We start from the raw sequence: 17258 nt of genomic DNA, 5'->3' as shown, positions 1-17258 counted from the left end.
CCACGGCGACACAGACCCTCACCGTGACGCCCTACGTCCGCGTCCCGGCGGTGGTGGCCGAGGGCTTCGAGCGCTTTGGCACCGCATGCCAGCTGGAGATGCGCGGCGCGGTGGCGCACCTGGCTTTCCGCGGCGTGACGCACGCCTCGCTGTGGTACGGCACGCTGACGGGCACCACGTGGGCCATGCAGCAAGTGGATGGCCTGGGGTTCAACACCGGAGGCCCGCTCGAGACGTCCCTGGCAATGGCCGTCGCGGCGGATGGGACGCCGCACCTCGTGTACTCCCTGGCGAGCCGGGGGCTCTGGTACGCCACCCGCTCCAGCTCCACCGGCGTGTGGACCCGCGAGCGCGTGGACTCCGCCACGGTGCCGTTTCAGACGGGCGCGCAGCTCTCCATGGCCCTGGATCCTTCCAACAGCCAGCGGCCCACCCTCGTCTATGGCTGGTACGGCAGCGTGCCGACGGGGGGGACGCTGTGGCGCACCGCGGTGGCCTTCCGGACGGGCACGGCGACCTGGACCGCGGAGGTGGTGTCCTTCCCGCTCGGGGCCAACTCGGGCCAGCCGCCGCAGGGCGAGGCCTCTTTCAGCCCCAGTGGGACGCTCTTCATTCCTTACGGCGTCAACCTCCTGGGGGCCTGGAAGAGCGGGAGCGCGGCGCAGGCGCTGACGCTGCCGGCGAACCTGAGCGGTACGCGCATCTCCACGGCCTGGGCGCCCGCGGGGCCGCTGGTCCTCAGCGCGACGGGGCTGCACCGGGTGGTGCTCGCCACCCCCGTGAGCGCCAGCACGGTGACCGTGTCCGCGGTGGAGAGCTTCTCACTGTCGCAGTTCTCCGTCGCCGCAGACTCGGGAGGTGCTCCCCGGCTGGCCTTCGTCCACGGCGGCCAGCTGGAGGTGGTACGGCGAGGCACGGACAACTACTGGTCTCGTACGGAGAATCTGGGCCAGGTGGACGCGGGGGAGATCGACGCCGCGATGGACGGGGCGGACGAGACGCGGGCGTGCTTCTTCCGAGCGGGCAAGGTGCTTTTGTACTGACGGTTCGTGTCGGGGCTCAGGTGGGCATAGCGCATCGTCATTTCGATCGTCGCGTGACACATCAACCCCTGGATCACCTTGAGCGCGACTCCACGCATCGCAAGAAGGCTCCCGTAGAGTGTGGCGCAGGTCGTGCCAGCCGATCCGCCCCTCCTCGCGGCTGATGCCTGCCCGCTTGAGGGCGCGACGAAGCGGTCGCTCCATCTTGCCCGCCGTGAGCGGCTGGCCGTCATCCTGGCAGAGGACGAAGCGGCCCCGCAGGTGCCGGCGTGCCCAAGCGCGCCCGCCGGGCTGGGTGTGACCCCGCGGTCGAGCAGACGATCTGGCGGGCGGCGACCTATACGCGGGAAGACATCGACGCGGCGCTGTCGAACAACGCGGCCAAGGACATGCTGGGGGAGATGTAAAGCATAGGAAGGATTGAAGGCCTGTTGAGAGGTGGCGGACTGGATCGAAGCATAGCTCGCGCTTCCGGCCAACAATGCCGCGCTCGAGCTTTCGGCACAGCTCGAGCATCTCCAGGTACAGCTTGCGGTACTCGTCGCGCTCGGCGGTCAGCCATTCGTTGGCGGCGCTCAGTGTCGCCAGCTTCTCGCGGATGTCCGCCAGCTGCGCGTCAACCAGAGCGGCGTCGGGCACAGCTGTCTGAGCATAGCGCAGTGAGTCAGGGGGCAGCCTATGCGCGTCTGACGATTCCACCGCCTCATGGGCACGGAGCCGTCGAGTCGATCGGAACAGTCGTGGTTTTGTAAATGCTGAAACTCTCGCCCCATGATTTGGAGATACCGAAGCTGAACTGATATATCCGCCCGTCACTTGCGAGTTGGATACCGAATATACCGATGCCTGCCTGAAGAGAGGTGAAGGGCCCCGCCAGATCGTTAACTGACGTGGCATTTGTAACAAATAGCTGCCAACCGACCCCTGCACCTGCACCGACGACGGAGCCGACCTCCGACGTGACCGATTGCCAGCCCCCCTGGTCTCCACCCAAAAATCCACCGTGGCTATAGTAAGATCCCATGTTCAAGCCAGATTCGCCTCCCCAGAAGGCAGCGTTACCGACACTTGCCTGAGCGGCTGCCCCATGACCCAAGCCCATTTCCGCTCCCACGCCGATCGATCCACCGAAGCCCAAATAGCCGGACGGGTCGACGTTGTTGACGGGATCATTCGCGACATACGCGTATAAGTTTACATCCCTGCTCATGAACCCGATCGGATCCTTCCTCGTCCACCGTCCGGTTTCCGCATCATAATTGCGGGCACCGAAGCGGACGAAACCTGTGTCACGGTCGTAGAGGCCGCCTGCGAAGCCGAACGGCTGGAAGCCGGGATTCGTATCACTCAACATGCTGCCGAACTCATCGAAGTCGAGTTGCTGCACGATCTGGCCGGTGGTCGTGTTGACGACGAGACGAGGGCTGCCCAGATGGTCGGCGACGATGCGGTAGGTCGTGCCGCTCTTGATCATGTAGTCCGGCACGTTTGCACGGCTGGCGTAGACGAAGAGGCTGGCGACGTTGCCAGATGCGTCCAGTTCGGCTATGGGCCGCAGATCATCCTGGTAGAGAAACCCCTGCACAAGAGCTCCGTTCACCTTCCTGCCGATGCGGCGATACTGTCCGTCGATCAGGTATTCGATCGAGGTGCCGTTCGCGAGGCGGACGGTGAGGAGGTTGCCGAGCGCGTCGTACTGGTAGGTCGTGGTCTGACCACTGGTGCTCTTTATGAGCAGCTCACCGTTCGCGGTGTAGCCGAACGTGGTGGCGCCATACCGCGTGAGCCGATCCTGGTCGTCGTAACTGCCGGTGACGGTACCGCTGGGTCCGGTGTAGCTCAGCCGGTTGCTGTTGCTGTCGTACGTATACGCGGCTCCGGTCGCACTGTTGACCTTGACCTCGGTCAGCCGACCGGCCGGGTCGTAAGTGTAACTATAGGTCTTCGTCGATCCGCCGATTGTTTCGACCTTCTGGGTGATCCGTCCCAGCTTGTCACGTGCATAGTCGACAGCAAAGAGGCTGGTGCCGCCGGAGGCGGCGCTGTAGCCGACGAGCTCGGAGAAGCTGTTGTAGGTGCGTGTATCGGTCATGTTTCCGAGCGTCGTCCCCGTGATCAAGCCGGTCTGGGGGTCGCGGCTGAGCGATACGCTCCCCGCGTGGACCAACAAGCTGTCATTGTCGTACTGGAAATCGACCGTATTGCCGCCGTTGACGCTCTGGGAGCTGACGCGGAGGCTGTTGTCGTAAGTGCGGTTGACGGTGCCCGAGACCGCGCCGCTCCAGGCGGCGCGAGTCAGCAGCGAGCCGTCATAGGTGTAGGTAAGCGTGGTCCCACCCGGAGCAGTGTTCGTCACAAGGTTGCCGGTAGTCGGATCATACGTGTAGCCATGCTGTCCGGTCGGCAACGACAGGGTGCTGAGCCGGTCGGCGCTGTCGTAGCCCAGGTCGACAGTCTGGCCGTCCGGGCGCGTGAAGCGGAGCAGTTGGCGCACCGTGTTGTAGGCGTAGAGCGTCTGATGGGCCGCCGCCCCCACCGTCGGCGGCGTATAAGCCGCAGGCAGGTTCACCGGGGTATAGCTGAAGCTGTGGGCGGGCCGCCCTGGCGGCGTGATGCTGGTCAGGTTGCTGCTTGGATCGTAGGTGTAGCGGATCACCCGACCGCCGGGCAGGGTCTGCGCCGTCAGACGCCCAGCCACGTCGTAGCCAAAGCTCGTCGTCCGTCCGAGGGGATCGGTGATCGTGTCCAGATAGCCGGCGCTATTGTAGCTCAAGGTCCCGGTGCGCGCGTCGGCCCCGCTCCCCTGCGTGATGCTGCTCAGCCGACCGCGGCTGTCGTACGCGTAGCTCGTCGATGAGAGCGTGCCGACCTGCGCCTGCACCGCTCGCCCCTGGCCGTCGAGGACCATCTTCGCCTGGCGTCGCGAAGGTGTGAGAGTGGTGAGCGTCCTGGTGGCAGATGAATACGCGCTGGTGTAGGTCCGGCCGTTCACCGTGAACTGGTCCGTCAACGAGCGCAGGCTGAGCGGGTTCGTGGGATCCGCCAAGTCCAGCGTCCTCTTGGCGGTGATCTCGCGGCGCAGGCCGCTCGGCGTCGCTTCGAACAGGGACTTCGTTACCGGAGCCCGCATCCCCCACCGAGGGTCCGGGGCGAGCGTCAGGGCTCTGCTCACCCCGGTGCTATCAGTCAGCGTCTGCGTGCCGTCCGTGCCGACCAGCGACGTCGATGGGGCGCCGCCAGGTTTGCGGACCGTCCGAAGCCGGTCGCCGGTGGAGAGCACTTGGCTCGCAAAGGTGGTTTCCCGCCCGAGGTCGCTCCGGACCGTCACGCTCAGACTGTCGATCGTCTCGCTTCGCAACAGCGACTGGACCCCGCCGGCTGCATCCGTGTCGCGGACCAGCCGGCCCACCGCGTCGTACTCGAAGCGCGCGGTTCCTCCCCGCGGGTCGGTGAACGTGGCCAGGAGCCCGCCTGATCCGTAGGTCATTCGGGCCGTCTCGCCCGCCGGGCTGGTGACGCTTGCCAAGTAGGCGTTGGCGTCCAGCGTCAGGCCTGTGCGCTGGCCGTCGGGGCTGACGATGGCCAAGGCCTTGCCGTCTGCGTCGCGCTCGATTCGGGTGACGTTGCCGTCGCCATCGGTCGCCGTGGACAACCGGCCGGCGGTGTCGTAGGCGAACGTATGGCGCACCGCGCCAGTCACAGCGTCCAGGGTGTGCAGGTGCCGGCCGTTGCCGCTGAGCTCGTACAACTCGGTCCCGTCCTCGGAGGGAATGAACGAGGAGTCGGTACCGAACCCGGGCAGCGGCGAGGCGATGCGGCGGATCCAGTGGCGGCCGTCGCTGTAGAGGATGCTGCCGTCCGGCTGGATTTCGAGCCCGCGGCTGTGGGACGAGATGCACGTCTGGAGAACAGGCGGGTTGTCGGTGGCGTCGCAATCAGCTTCGCGCCCGGTTTTTCGCCCCGCGACCGTGGTGATGATTCCGTGGGTGTCGATCTTGCGGATGAGGGTCGAGCTCGGAAACCCATCGACGGCGCGGATGTAGACTGCCCCGTCCCGCCCGACCGTCACGTTGGTCGGTCCGCCGATACTGGCCAGGATCGCCTGCCCCCCATCGCCAGAGTGCCCGCCGTTCCTCGTGCCGGCGATGCGGGTGAGGATACCGTTGGGGGCGACCTTGACGACGATGCTGTCAGTGCTATGGGCGATGTAGAGAGTCCCATCGGGGCCAAACGCGAGGCCCGTCGGCTCGGAGAGCTCGTGCTGGAGAGCCGGCTCGCCAGCTCCCATGTCCTCGTCTCGGGTGGCGTCCGCACCGCCGCCCACGAACATCGTGATGATCCCGTTCGGATCGATCTTGCGCACGCGCGCCTTCCATCCGTTGACCCTGGTCTTAAGCTCGCCGAAGTAGACACTGCCATCCGGCCCGACAATGACGTCGGTCGGAGCGCTGACCTGGGCGTTGACCGCGAGCCCGCCGTCCCCCATGTCTCCAGTCGACCAGTCGCGCCTGCCCGCGATCGTCGTGATGATCCCGTTCGGGTCGATCTTGCGCACATACCCGTGCGAGTTGGCCCCGATGGTGGTGAAGTAGATGCTGCCGTCCGGCCCGACAGCGATCCCGTTCACGTAATCGCCAAGGACGGCGCTCAGCGCGGGACCACCATCCCCCGTCGGATCCCCCTTGGTGCCGGTACCTGCGACGGTCCGGATGACACCGTTCGGATCGATCCGGCGGATGTGGTTGTAGTTGAGGCCGGAGGCCTCGTAGATGCTGCCGTCGGGCCCGACGGCGATGTCGCTGAGATAGTCGAGTCTTGCCTCCAGAGCGGAGCCGCCCTCGGCCGCCGGAAACTCTGTCTGGCCGCCAGCGATGCGCCGCGCGACCGGCATGAGCGCCTCGGCGCGGATCTTCGTCCCGTCGCCCTTGTGGAGGACCTTTTCGTTGGGGTCGTAGCCGTGGTGGACGTCGAGCGTCCACCCTCCGAGCCCGTCGATGGCGGAGACGTCCCACGGGCCGATCGCGCGGGCCAGCGTCTGCTGGATCGGGATCCCGCAGAAGAAGTAGCCGTCCGCCAGGCTGGCGCTGCGGCACGCGCCGCGGCCGTCAAACAGGTCCAGATTCTGACCGAACTGGGCGAAGCTCTCCTGAAATCTATCGTCCGCCTCGTAGTACTCGAGGGGGTAGATGTACATCACCCGGATGACCGCCAGCGGCCGCCCCTGGACGGGGCGGCCGTATGCATCGAGGCCGTCCCAGGCGAAGTGGTAGGTGAGGTTGGGGGTTGGCGGCGGCAGCGTCGGATTGGGGCTGGAGGGGTTGGGCATCGCCCAACGCTGCTCGAAGCGCCGCCCGGCGATGTCAATCAGCAGGCGCACCCCCTTCAACGGGGGCATGACCGGGCCGATGATCGGGATGTCCACCGTTTTGGCCGCCGTCCACCCGGGGACCCGGTCGCTCTGGTAGACGAGGTTGAACGGCGTGCCCACGATCGAGACCGTCTCCCCGAGCGTCTGCGTCTCGCACTTGATGATCGTGCCGCCGGTCTGACACGGGTTCGGTGGTTCCTTGTCCAAGAGCCCGAGTTGGGGCGGCTGCGCCCCAGGCGGCGGGCCATAGGGCCAGTTGTGGTCCCACGGGCTGAAGTGCTGGATCTCCACCCGTAACAGGCTCTGCCCGGCCGTGTACAACGTCGCCAGACTGGCCCGCTCGGCCTCGGAGACCCCGAGGGCAGCCAGGGCGCTAGCGTTGGCAGGCTGACCGCTGCCTGTCACGTCGAGGTCTGCCATCCCGTTCGTCATGCCCAGGATCTTGACGACACGGCCATTCTTCGAGGGGAGCCACTTGCCCTGCTTTCTGTCGTAGGAGCCGGTCGGTACCGCGCTGCCGACCGGGGCGTTGATGAAGTTCTCGGTGTAGTTGATCAGCGGCTTGTCGAAGCGCACCTCGGTCGCGCCGGCCGCCACGGCCTCGTCGACGCTGAACTCAACGGAGTAGGTGTAGCCGCTGGTGGGCGGCAGCTCGGCCGGCATCGCCCCCGGGCCCATCTCCCCGACCGTGTACTCGGTCGCGCGCACGTTCAGGCTCGCCGGTGTCTGGGTTGTGCCGTCAGGGAGCACGAGGGTGGCCTGGGTGCTCGGCGGCACCAGCAGGGTCGCTTGGCGGGTGCCGTCGCGATCGTTCACAGGGCTGCCGCGTACCACCTGGAGCGGCGCGCCCGCCGAGAAGGCGACAAGCGTGACCTGAGGGTCTGGAGCGCTGAGCACCACGTCCTCGACGCTCAGGTAGTCCCGCCAGGGGAGCTCGATCTTGCGCTGGATCGGCAGGTACCCCGCTTTGGCGTAGTTGACGGTGAGAAGACCGCCCCCGTTGACGGCCAGATCGAACCTGCCGTCATCGCGGGTCAGGGTCTGGCCAAACTCAGGGTGGTTGAGGGCGCTGATGGCGACGCCCGCGAGAGGTTGGCCCTCGCGAGTCTGGACCCTGCCGCGCAGGACGGCCACCCGTCCGCAGTCGATCGTCCCGGGCGCTACCCCGGTCTGAATTGCCGTCGTTCCGGTGTAGAGGAACTGAGTCGCCGTGCAGAGGTCGGTCCCCACGCTCCGATCAAGCGGTGGCGCCCCCAACTCGTAGGGGCTGTCCGGTGTCGGCTCCGGCTGCGGGGTCGGAGTGGGCGTCGGGGTCGGCTTGCCACATTCGCAGGCGAACATCCATAAGGACGCCACCGCCAACAATGCCATGCCTCGCGTGCGCATCATGCTCCTCATTTCCAGCGTCTATAGCGCGCGCAAGGTAGGCACGAGCCACCCAAGAACAATCTGTCCAAGGGGGCATATGGCACACTGAGGCAGGACAATAGATCACCTACCCTCCAGGGTCAGGCAAGTGCTCCGTGTGCGCCGGAAGATGTCCGGAGTGCCATGCCCCTCGGCGTGGCGCAAGGACGGGGAATAACTGCGCAGCAGCGCGCCCTGGAGGAAGAAGGCCGCGACGATGAGCCAGATCCACATCAGCAATGAAGTTGACCCATGGAATCGGGGCAACTTCAGAAGGTAACCGAGCGTGGAGAAGGTGAGTAGCACCCTGACAGACCGTGCAAGTGGAGGAGCCAACCCGAACGTCCATTGTTGGCACGGTGCGCGTGCATAAATCACTCTGGGATCTTCCAGCGGAGCTCAATCGAGGATGGGCCTGGACGCCACCGTCCACTATGGCCAGAGCTACGACAACTCGTGCTCGTCCGGCAGGCACGTGCTGGCCTGGTAACAAAGTCAGACGGAGATAGCCATGAGATACCTGGTCAGGAGCGCAGTAGTTCTCGTCCTGGTACTAACTGCAGGCGGACGAGCCCGCGCTGACGTCAACATTTGCTGGGAGTTGCTTGAGCCGGTCTGGGTGCCACCTTCTCCGTTGGATGCGGGCGAGTGTACACAGAATAACTGGCGTCTGTGTGCGTTCTTGGGCTTGGTGCATTGCTGCGGACCCACGTGTCGTCTGCATCCAGAGTGCGTTCTCGGAGGAACTTTCGTAGAGGGACATTGGGAAACCTTGCAATGTCAGCTGATGCCGCCCGAAGTTGCGCTCGACCAGTTCGTGCGAGGATTTTTGCGTCCGGCGGATGACTTCCTGGAGCCGATCCGCCTCACAGCACAAACCCAGATCGCTGTGCTCACGGAGACCGGCTCCGAGCTTCCGCCATTCGTGCAGACCATCGTGAACGAACTCATGGCTTCGGCGCCCGTAAGCTGGCCGCGCTTCGAGCCCGGGCACGTAGCGCGCTTACGTCTTGTCTCGGAACGTGCGCCAGGGGCCGGTCTGTACCTCACGAATGCGAGAGTGGGCGCAATTACACTCGACCGACTAATCATCATGCGCGACGCATATTTCGACTCATTGTACAGCGAGCCACCTCGCACGACTGCTGACTTGTTGTGCGGTCTCACGAGCTCGATGTTCCGTTTTTCGATCGGGTTGCTGATGCACGAGTTGGTTCACGTGCGCCAGTGGGAGGTCCTGGGTCAGGAGTCGTTTCTCAGCAACTACCTTATCGAAGTCCTGTTGAAGGGCTATGGCAGCGACAGCTTCGAGGCCGAAGGGTTTTCGCTTCAAGCCAGCGTGAACGCATTGAGTGCTACGTGTCCGGCGCCCCCGCCACCTCCACCCCCACCTCCGCCGCCTCGCTTCCGCTGCCCACGCGGAACGAGATGCTGTGAACCGATTCCAGGGGGCTGCCACATCTGTGTCGCTCCAAACCAGGAGTGTCCATAGTGCCGCGAGCCAGGAGGCGTCGTTCAGGCGCGCGAGCGAAGCGGGGACGGAGCCGGGGCCGGAAGAGGCGAGCCCGCCGCTTTTGGCAGTGGGGAGGAAGGAGCGGACGCCGAGAGGCTGGATGAGGCCGGGTTGCTGCGCAAACGAGAAGGCGACCTGACACATCTGCTCGCCTAACCTGATTCCAGGCTTGCACAGAGATTGCCTGCCCCCTAGACGAGCAACTTCACACTCAGTCACGGCATAAGCCCGCAGGTGGGCCATCCCACCAACTCGGGCCGGCTGGATGACGGAAGTCTCCCGTGCCCAACTCCGGCGTGAGCTGCCCTCCGTCCACCTGGAGCTGATCCACCACCGCGCCCTGCTGGCGCTCTCACGCGCCACGCGAGGCTCCAGGCCCTCCGTGTGCGCGCCGCATGGAGGACACCGTGAAGAAGATGATCCACGCCGTTCGGAGCAGCCGCGTCTTCCGGCGAAGCATAGGAAGGATTGAAGGCCTGTTGAGAGGTGGCGGACTGGATCGGAGGGGCCGAGGAGGGCCGCTGACGGGGGCCGCCCGAGCAGTGCGCCAGGCGGGTGGAGAAGCCGCGCAGCCCGCAGCTTGAAGCCGGGCGAGGGTGCGCCACCGCGTGCTGCTCCTGGTGGAAAAAAGAGGGGCACTCCTCTCGCATGGGCCTGAGGCGTGCGGCCCCCGCCCCGAAAGCAACCCCGGTGCGCCATCCTGGAGGCCTTCTGCCTGCACGCCCAAACGCACCTGCATGCCAACGACAGGCTGGGGCTGGAACGGCTATGCCGCTACGGGGCGCGTGGCGCGCTGGCGCTGGAGCCGTTGTCACGAGCGGAGGACGGCCGCATCACCTCACGGATAAAGCGCCCGCTACCGGACGGCACCACGCACTTGTACTTCACCTGGAGCTGCTCCGGAGAAAGCGGCGATGGGGACGCGAGGCTGGAAGCGCCAGATAGGTAGGGTCAGCGTCATGATTTCTCCCACGCCCATTGCCGCGGCTCCCACTGAGCGTCGAGTCCCCCGGCAAGGACCGGATCGAGAAAGGCCCTTGCAGCCGTCATCACCTCCGCGAGCATCGGCCACTCAAGTTTGTCGTCGCGCGCCATCTTCATGTAAAGGTCGCCTCACACAGTAGGCGGCTCCGGGAACATCACCGGGAGTTCGTGTGTGCCCCGAAACCTAAACGTCTGCTCAATCGCATCGCGGAGGTGCGTGGCCTTGAGCGGTTGCGCGCTCGCGAGCAACGCGATGTCCGGAAGATCCTTCACCCGCGAGTTCGGGCGGGACCGCGGCATCGTATACGCATGAAGTTTCTCGGCGATGTGCGTCTCGCCTTGAGTATCGCGGCGTCGCCAAGGACGGCCGCGATGCGCGCCAGAAACCGATCAAAGACGAGGAGTTGCCGCTTGCGCGAAAACTCGGTCCCGCTCTCCGTCCCGGAACGCAGCCGCTGCTCCAGCGCCTGTCTGAACGCTTCCGGTGTGCTGTAGATACGTATTGTCATCAGCGTCTCACGGTACGCCCGGCGGACCTGCTGCCAGACGACGAACGGCCCCATGCACCGGACGCGCTTCCAGAGACCGACCCGAAGTGCGGCCCCGAGGCGCTCCGCGAGACCGAGAAGAACTGCTTGAGATACGCGATGACACCCGGCACGGAGTTGCGGTCAATGAGCCCACGCGCAGCGGCCTGTTCGAAAGCATCATGAACCAAGTCTGGGGCCAACATGACCTCGGCGCAGTCCTCGAGGGTGCGCTGAGGTGACGTGACCGGAACAGCCCCAAACCACTCCTCTTCGTCCACGGCAACATCACCGTGATGGAGAACGACGTCGCCGGGCACACGAAAGCGGCGATTGCGCCATGCGGCCGGGATCGTCAGATGGATCTGCGCTGGAAGCACGTCGGAGAGGCCATGAAGCGCCAGTGCAGTCTGGTGCGAGAACACTCCTGCCTGCTCCGACCAAAGCCAGACGATAGTGAGATCTTCATGCTCCCCGGCGGGGTAATGGACAAGCCTGTAGACGCCCCGTCGAACCCGCGCTATCCGGCCGCCTCGAATGTGCTTGAGCAGGAGCTGAGACAAGTAACCTGCAGTCCCCGCCTGCCGGGTTGAGAAGTAACCGTCCTGGGCGCTGGCTACCTCGTACAGCCGATTCCAGTCGGGCTTGTCGGGTTTCTCGACTCCCATGTACCAAAGGTAACCCTGGGTTTAGTTTCGTGTGTCATGGGCTGCCCTGCGGGCCGGGGCTTCCAGCGCCCAGCCCAAGGTGTGGCCACCACGCCTCCTTGGGCAACGGTGCCGCCATGCGGGCGCCCCTGCTGGGGGTGTGCCTGGCGTACCAGCCGGAGCGGCTGGAGAGCTTCGTCCGAGCCTCGAGCGGTTGACGCACCGGGATGTGCTCGCGATGGATGGAGCGGCTGGCGGAGCGGCTGGCGCGGCAGTTCCCCTTGGAGGGAGCTCCGGAGCGCTCCGGGCCACTGCCCCTGTTCTGGCCAGGGCTGATAGCGCGCAACGCGGTCTTCATGCTCATCGTGCTCGGGCACGGGTTCCGGCGGCTGCTCCCTCCCTGAGGCTGAGTTGAAATTTCAGCTCATCAGGCTATTGCCTGGGCGCGATCGATACCTTCACTCCGTCCTGCCACGTCTTGTGCTCGTCCGTGTAGTACAGGTACGCCCGGCTTGCCGGGCCCGTGTACGTGCCGGGCACCGCCGCGATCAGGGACAGCGGCACGTCGATGCGCTTCTTCGGCTCCAGGCCCCGCCAGTAGAGCACCACGTCCCGCCCGATCACCTCGTAGGCGTCCACCGTCTTCTTCTTCACCAGCTCCTTGAGCTGGTCGTGCCGCACCTCGAGCCCCCCCGGCACTCCGAAGATCGCCACCGCTGTGGGCAGCTTCTGGTCCGTCTTGTTGCTCACCAGCACCCGCGCCTCCGTCGGCTCGCCCTCCGTCAGCGCCGTCTTCGCCAGCGACACCTCCAGCGACACCTGCGTCTCGCTGGAGCTGGCCGGCACCAGCGCGTTGTACGTCACCTCGATGGAGTAGGGCAGCTCCGAGCCCCCCTCCATCCGCAGCTCGAGCTTCCGCTCGCCCGGAGTGATCAGCTCTGACACGTCCGGCAGCTTGAGGGCCTCCTGCGCCGACGCCTCGAACTTCACCGCGCTGCCCACCGGCTGGCCATCCACGTACACCCGCACCGCCCCCGAGGCCCGCTTCGCCGCCCGCAGCTTGTCGTAGGTGACGATCGCCCTCAGCGCCAGCACCGTGCTCTGCGTCGAGCCGTAGCGGCCTCCATCACACGAGCTCGCCAGGAACTTCATCGAGCGCTCCACGTTTCCCGCATGCGCTGGCTCGCGCAACCACGCCAGCACTGCCAGCGCCGTCGTCTCGATCTGCAGCGTCTCACCCGAGCTGCCCACGATGGACTGCGAGCCACCCTCCACCACGCCCTCCTTGCCCTGCTTCTCGGCCAGCCGCGCCATCAGCTTCTTCGCCTCGCCCGGCTCCTTCGCCAGCGCCAGCACGTTCGCCGTGAGCGCGTGCACGTAGCTGTTCTGGCTCTTCGCCGCCGCCGCCTTGAGCGAGGCGATCTCCTTGGCCAGCTCGCGCGCCGTCTCCGCCGGCCGATCCGAGCTCTCCAGCAGCGCCCAGGTGATGTACGCATTGGAGGTGTCCGCGTCCTCGATCCACGTGTGCAGCGCGCGCCGCTTGCGCTCGAACCCGCCCTTGCCATCCCGCTGCTGCAGCATCCAGGTGCGCGTGCGCGCCAGCATCTCCGAGTCCACCTCGCGCACCTGCTTCATGTCCGAGAAGTGCAGCAGCCCGAAGGCCGTCAGTGCCTCGTGGCCCGGGTTCTCGCCAAACCACTCGTAGCCCTTCTCCTTCGTCTCGAAGCCCACCAGCCGCTTGTAGCCCGCCTCCAGCTTCTCTCGCGCCGAGGCCACCAGCTTCGGATCCACCCCGCTGTGCGACTGGAAGTACTGCTGCGCCATCGTCATCGGGTACGTCGTCGAGCTCGTCTGCTCGAAGCACCCGGACGGCTCGCGGATGAGCCGCGCGAGCGACTCCGTCATGTTCGCCAGCGGAGTGGGGTACACCCGAATCGAAGTCTTCACGCTGCCGCGCACCACGTTGCCCGGCAGCGTCATCGTGTGCACCGCCGGCGTCCGCGCCGACACCATCCCGCCGAACGAGGCCGTGATGGGGAAGCCGTTCGGCTTGATCGTCAGCGTGCGCGTCACCGTGTCCCGGTAGTCGCCCGCGCTCGCCGCCAGCTTCAGGTCCACCGGCTTCGACTCCTGGCCGATCTTCAGCTCGACGAGGCGCCGGGCTCGCTCCTTCGCCGCCAGGTCCACCGTGCCGATGGCCGCCACCCTCACGTCGCCCTTCAGGTCCAGCTTCACCGCCGCGCCCTTGAGCGTCCCTTCCGTGCCATTCACCAGCGCCACCGGCAGCTGGATGACATCTCCCGAGGTGACCTCGAGGGGAATCTTGGGCTCGATGTAGAACGGCTGCACCGACTCGATCTCCGCCACCGCCGAGCCCAGCGAGCCGTCATTGTCCACCGCTCCGGCGAACGCCTTGAAGCGAGTGACCGAGTCGTTCAGGCCGAAAGAGACCTTCGCCTCGCCCGTCTTGGCGTCGGTGCGCACACCCGCGTTCCAGTAGAGCGTCTCCGCGAAGTCGACGCGGTCTCCCGGCTTGCGGCCCGGCCGCACCTTGTGCGCGTGCTCGCGGAAGTAGACCACCTGCTGGGCGGGCCTGCGCCGCGCCAAGGACTTATCTTCCTCTTCGAAGAGCATGTCCCGCTTGGCCCGCTTGCCCGCGACGGCAGCGCCCGCCATGCTCGCGTTGGGCTCCGGCATGGGCTTGGCCGGGAGCTGCTGGCCTGCGATGGGCTGCTGCATGACCGGGCGCTGCGCGGGAGGCGGAGCCGGTGGCGCGACCGCATCCGGCACGGGCGCAGCCATGGGCGCGCGCGGAGCCATGTTCACCGCCCCGATCCCCATCCCCTGCCGCCCCCGTCCCCGTCCCCCGGGCACCGCCGCAACCGCGTTGATGCCACCCTCGTCGTCGAAGCCTCCGTAGGCCGTGGGCACCCGCACCGCGAGCGCACGCAGGGCCTGGTCGCCGTGCCGCGAGACGAAGCTCACCGCGTCCGCCAGCGCGAACCGCCGCCAGCCCTGGGTGCCCAGCAGCAGGTCCACCGCCAGCCGGGCCTTCGGGTTCTTCTCGTCCAGGTACACGTGCGCGTCGGCCAGCTCCTTCACCTCGGGCTCCAGCAGCACCATCACCGGCAGCTGCGGCGCCTGGTCCCGCTTCTCGATCAGCTCGAGCACCGCGTCATCCGTCACGGTGAGCATCACCACCGCGGACACCGGCTTGCCGTTTTGCGTCGTCTTCGCCGTGAGCTGCACCACCTCGCCAGGCACGTAGCTCTTCTTCTCCGCGCGCACCTCGATGTTCACCGCCTTCTCGGGCTGGCGGAACACCAGCCGCTCCGCGAGCGGGCGGCCATCGGAGTCCCACACCGTGGCAACGAGCACGCCGTCCGCGTCCTTTGGGTTGAGTGTCACCTGGCCCTGGGCGCCCACCTGCGCCGAGGCGACCTCCACCTCGCGCTTGCTCAGCGTCAGCTTCGCCTTGCTCACGCCCGACAGCGAGACGGAGAGGGTGACGGGCTTGCCGGCCGGCACCACGTCCTCGCTCGTGCGGAGGATGGCGCCCCTGGCCTTCACCTCAGGCAGGGGGAACGTCTTCTTGATGCCCGAGGGCTCGTCGATGCGCAGCGCGTACTTCACGCCCGCGCGCGGGGTCAGCTCGAAGCGGCCGCGGCCCTCGTGCTCCGAGCGCACCGGCGCCACCACCTGGCCCGTGGCCTGGTCAATCACCGAGCCCACCAGATCCGCGGGCTTCTGGGCCGGCGTCCTCGCCTCGAAGTAGACGCGCGCGGGAAGGCCTGCCACGAGGTCCCCGCCCTCCGGGTAGAGGGTCAGGTCCAGCGTCTGCAGCAGGATGGGGATTGTCTTCGCCGCCGTCTCCACCACGCCTCCGTCCTCGATGGCGAAGGCCAGGGAGCCCTCTCCCCGATCTATCCGCGCCGGCAGCTTGAAGGTGACTGTGCACAGGCCCTTCTCGTTCACCTTGCCCGTCACCTGCGCCGCGGTGGCTCCGTCGACGACGGCGGTGGCGGTGACCTTCGCGCCCTCGGGCACTCCGCCTTCGGCGCGCTTCACGTCCAGCGTCGCGGTGACCGTGTCACCGGGGCCGTAGCCATCGCGGAGGAACTCGATCTGAGACTTGAGCCGCGGCGCCCGGTAGGCGCGCACGTCGAACTTCCGCTCCGCGGGGGCGTCTCCCGTCCAAGGGTAGGAGACCTTGAGCGTGTACTCGCCGCCTGCCTGCTCAGGGGGCACGGTCCACGAGTAGCCCCACACCGCGTCCTTGATGTTCACGATCGCGGTGGTGACCACGTCGCCCTTGGGCCCGCGGATTTCGAGTTGAGCGTTGGCTCCACCCGGGTGCGGCTTGCGGTCATCCGCCTTGAGCAGCAGGCCACGCGCCATCACCTTCTCGCCGGGGCGGTAGAGCGGCTTGTCGGTGCTGACGAAGGTCAGGTAGCGGTTCGATCCGCCCAGCGAGCTCGTGTCAGCCTTGGCTCCGAGGACATAGGAGTTGAGAGAGACGGGCACGGTCAGTCCGAGGGCAAGCAGCGCCCCGACGGTTCGCGGCGCGAGCAAGTCGAGCATGGGGATTTCCCTGAGAGAGGAGAGGCGACGAGAGGGAACGAACGGGCCCGTTGGAAGTTCTCTGCCGGGGGAACATACGTGGGAGCTTGGGAGTCTTCCAACCCGTTGGGAGCGAACTCTCGTGTGCGGCATCTGACGAAGCAGGCCCGCCGGCCTGCCCTGCTGAAGAGGCCCGAAGTGGCTGGAGAGCGGCACGATGGCCTATGGGCGAATGATCGGTGGCGAGTTGAAGCTTGCCTACCGCTTCAGCGGGGTCGGCCAGATCTTCGATTGGCGCCAAACGGGCGACACCCTGGTGGCACGCTTCAGATGGGTCAGTGGCGCTCTTTCTGGCTTCATCTACCTGAGAGCAGTGAGCGCCGATCGGCTGGAAGGCGGGTGGTGGACAGCGCCTGCGGATGCCCCTCATCCGTCGCCCGAGCAGGGAGGGCTTCCGACCCGGGCGGTGAGCCCCTGCATCTGGGTGCGTCAGCCCCAGAGCAAGTGGGTGCCTGAGTGGGCTGAGAAGGTCTTCGCTCGGGGTTGACGCCGTGGGCAGGCCCAGGTGCTCCACAATCGCGCGCACCCCTCCCTCCTCCTTCACGTACGCCAACACCCTTAAGCCTGCCTCCACACCTGCCGCAGGCGAACTCATCCAACACGAAGCTCCTTCGTAGCAGCCCTGCACAGTCCACTCGCCCTGTCCCCTCCTTCCTCGTTTCCTGCCTCCCAGCTGCCTGGGGCGCCTCCCTCGCCTCCTCCGCTCCCTCTGGGGGGAGCCTCCATCCTGCGCCAGCGGCTGCACTTGCGCCTGCCATCCATTCATGGACCGTTCCCTCCGACAAGGAGGCGATGTCCGGCAGTGGGGAGTCCCCCTATATTGCCTCACGTGCAAGGAGCGAAATGAGGTGTGTGGCTGCAGCGGATGCTCCGCTGTATCCACTGAGGCCTCACATGCCGGAGCGCAACCCAGCAACGCCTCCCACCACCGCAGTTCACGCTCCCCAGGATGGGAGCGGGGGAAGGATCCGCTCCGTTTCACTGACCTTCCCCCAGGCCGGGCTTCAGGGACAGTCCACCTCGACCGTGCGCTGCACCGTCGGCGCCGCGTTGCCGCCGCTGTCCCTCACCTCGTAGCGCACCGTGTACGTCCCCTCGACCCAGCCGTTCACGTAGTCCACGGCGACCACGCTCGGCGCCAGGTTTCCG

General features: G+C 66.5%; 9 protein-coding genes and 1 pseudogene. 2 read left to right on the top strand and 8 right to left on the bottom strand.

Translation table 11 applies throughout. From position 1 onward, the window contains the following. Nucleotides 1-922 precede the first annotated feature (922 nt). Nucleotides 923-1316 (bottom strand): annotated as a pseudogene (locus VD972_RS15050) (tyrosine-type recombinase/integrase); the annotation flags it as partial. On the opposite strand from VD972_RS15050, the gene VD972_RS15045 reads away from it, so the two are divergent. Then, complete coding sequence (locus VD972_RS15045) at nucleotides 1313-1450, top strand: hypothetical protein (RefSeq protein WP_324987262.1); 138 nt, start codon at nucleotides 1313-1315, stop codon at nucleotides 1448-1450. The pseudogene VD972_RS15050 and the gene VD972_RS15045 overlap by 4 nt on opposite strands. 296 nt (nucleotides 1451-1746) lie before the next feature. Here VD972_RS15045 and VD972_RS15040 read toward each other — a convergent pair whose 3' ends face one another. From VD972_RS15040 to VD972_RS15015, 5 genes are all read right to left on the bottom strand, one after another. After that, nucleotides 1747-7800, bottom strand: a complete 6054-nt coding sequence (locus VD972_RS15040) for an RHS repeat-associated core domain-containing protein (protein WP_324987256.1) — start codon at nucleotides 7798-7800, stop codon at nucleotides 1747-1749. Between the two features lie 102 nt (nucleotides 7801-7902). Next, the gene (locus VD972_RS15035) at nucleotides 7903-8052 is read right to left on the bottom strand and encodes a hypothetical protein (RefSeq protein WP_324987253.1); all 150 of its coding nucleotides are present in this window, start codon (nucleotides 8050-8052) and stop codon (nucleotides 7903-7905) included. Nucleotides 8053-10288: 2236 nt separating this feature from the next. After that, a complete protein-coding gene (locus tag VD972_RS15025) occupies nucleotides 10289-10432 on the bottom strand; it encodes a hypothetical protein (RefSeq protein ID WP_324987246.1) in 144 nt (47 codons plus the stop codon). A gap of 12 nt (nucleotides 10433-10444) precedes the next feature. Continuing rightward, nucleotides 10445-10642: a nucleotidyl transferase AbiEii/AbiGii toxin family protein gene (locus VD972_RS15020; protein ID WP_414654065.1), complete on the bottom strand. Its 198-nt coding sequence runs from the start codon at nucleotides 10640-10642 to the stop codon at nucleotides 10445-10447. A gap of 181 nt (nucleotides 10643-10823) precedes the next feature. After that, the gene (locus VD972_RS15015) at nucleotides 10824-11510 is read right to left on the bottom strand and encodes a type IV toxin-antitoxin system AbiEi family antitoxin domain-containing protein (protein WP_324987240.1); all 687 of its coding nucleotides are present in this window, start codon (nucleotides 11508-11510) and stop codon (nucleotides 10824-10826) included. A gap of 206 nt (nucleotides 11511-11716) precedes the next feature. Between VD972_RS15015 and VD972_RS15010 the strand changes: the two genes are divergently transcribed. Next, complete coding sequence (locus VD972_RS15010; protein ID WP_324987237.1) at nucleotides 11717-11893, top strand: hypothetical protein; 177 nt, start codon at nucleotides 11717-11719, stop codon at nucleotides 11891-11893. A 28-nt stretch (nucleotides 11894-11921) separates the two neighbouring features. Here VD972_RS15010 and VD972_RS15005 read toward each other — a convergent pair whose 3' ends face one another. Further along, nucleotides 11922-16070 carry an MG2 domain-containing protein gene (locus tag VD972_RS15005; protein WP_324987235.1) on the bottom strand — a complete coding sequence of 1383 codons (4149 nt, stop codon included), beginning with the start codon at nucleotides 16068-16070 and terminating at the stop codon, nucleotides 11922-11924. 1043 nt (nucleotides 16071-17113) lie between these two features. Beyond that, a complete protein-coding gene (locus tag VD972_RS15000) occupies nucleotides 17114-17239 on the bottom strand; it encodes an immunoglobulin-like domain-containing protein (protein ID WP_414654064.1) in 126 nt (41 codons plus the stop codon). Nucleotides 17240-17258: the final 19 nt, after the last annotated feature.

Source organism: Hyalangium sp., from assembly GCF_035629615.1.
Lineage (GTDB): Bacteria > Myxococcota > Myxococcia > Myxococcales > Myxococcaceae > Hyalangium.
Note: the sequence above shows the minus strand (reverse complement) of the source record. Positions and strands in the feature narration are given on the sequence as shown.

Excerpts from the sequence above, each read along its gene's own strand:
- VD972_RS15040 (WP_324987256.1), bottom strand. The coding sequence starts at position 7,800 with ATGATGCGCACGCGAGGCATGGCATTGTTGGCGGTGGCGTCCTTATGG.
- VD972_RS15035 (WP_324987253.1), bottom strand. The coding sequence starts at position 8,052 with ATGTGGATCTGGCTCATCGTCGCGGCCTTCTTCCTCCAGGGCGCGCTG.
- VD972_RS15025 (WP_324987246.1), bottom strand. The coding sequence starts at position 10,432 with ATGAAGATGGCGCGCGACGACAAACTTGAGTGGCCGATGCTCGCGGAG.
- VD972_RS15015 (WP_324987240.1), bottom strand. The coding sequence starts at position 11,510 with ATGGGAGTCGAGAAACCCGACAAGCCCGACTGGAATCGGCTGTACGAG.
- VD972_RS15010 (WP_324987237.1), top strand. The coding sequence starts at position 11,717 with ATGTGCTCGCGATGGATGGAGCGGCTGGCGGAGCGGCTGGCGCGGCAG.
- VD972_RS15005 (WP_324987235.1), bottom strand. The coding sequence starts at position 16,070 with ATGCTCGACTTGCTCGCGCCGCGAACCGTCGGGGCGCTGCTTGCCCTC.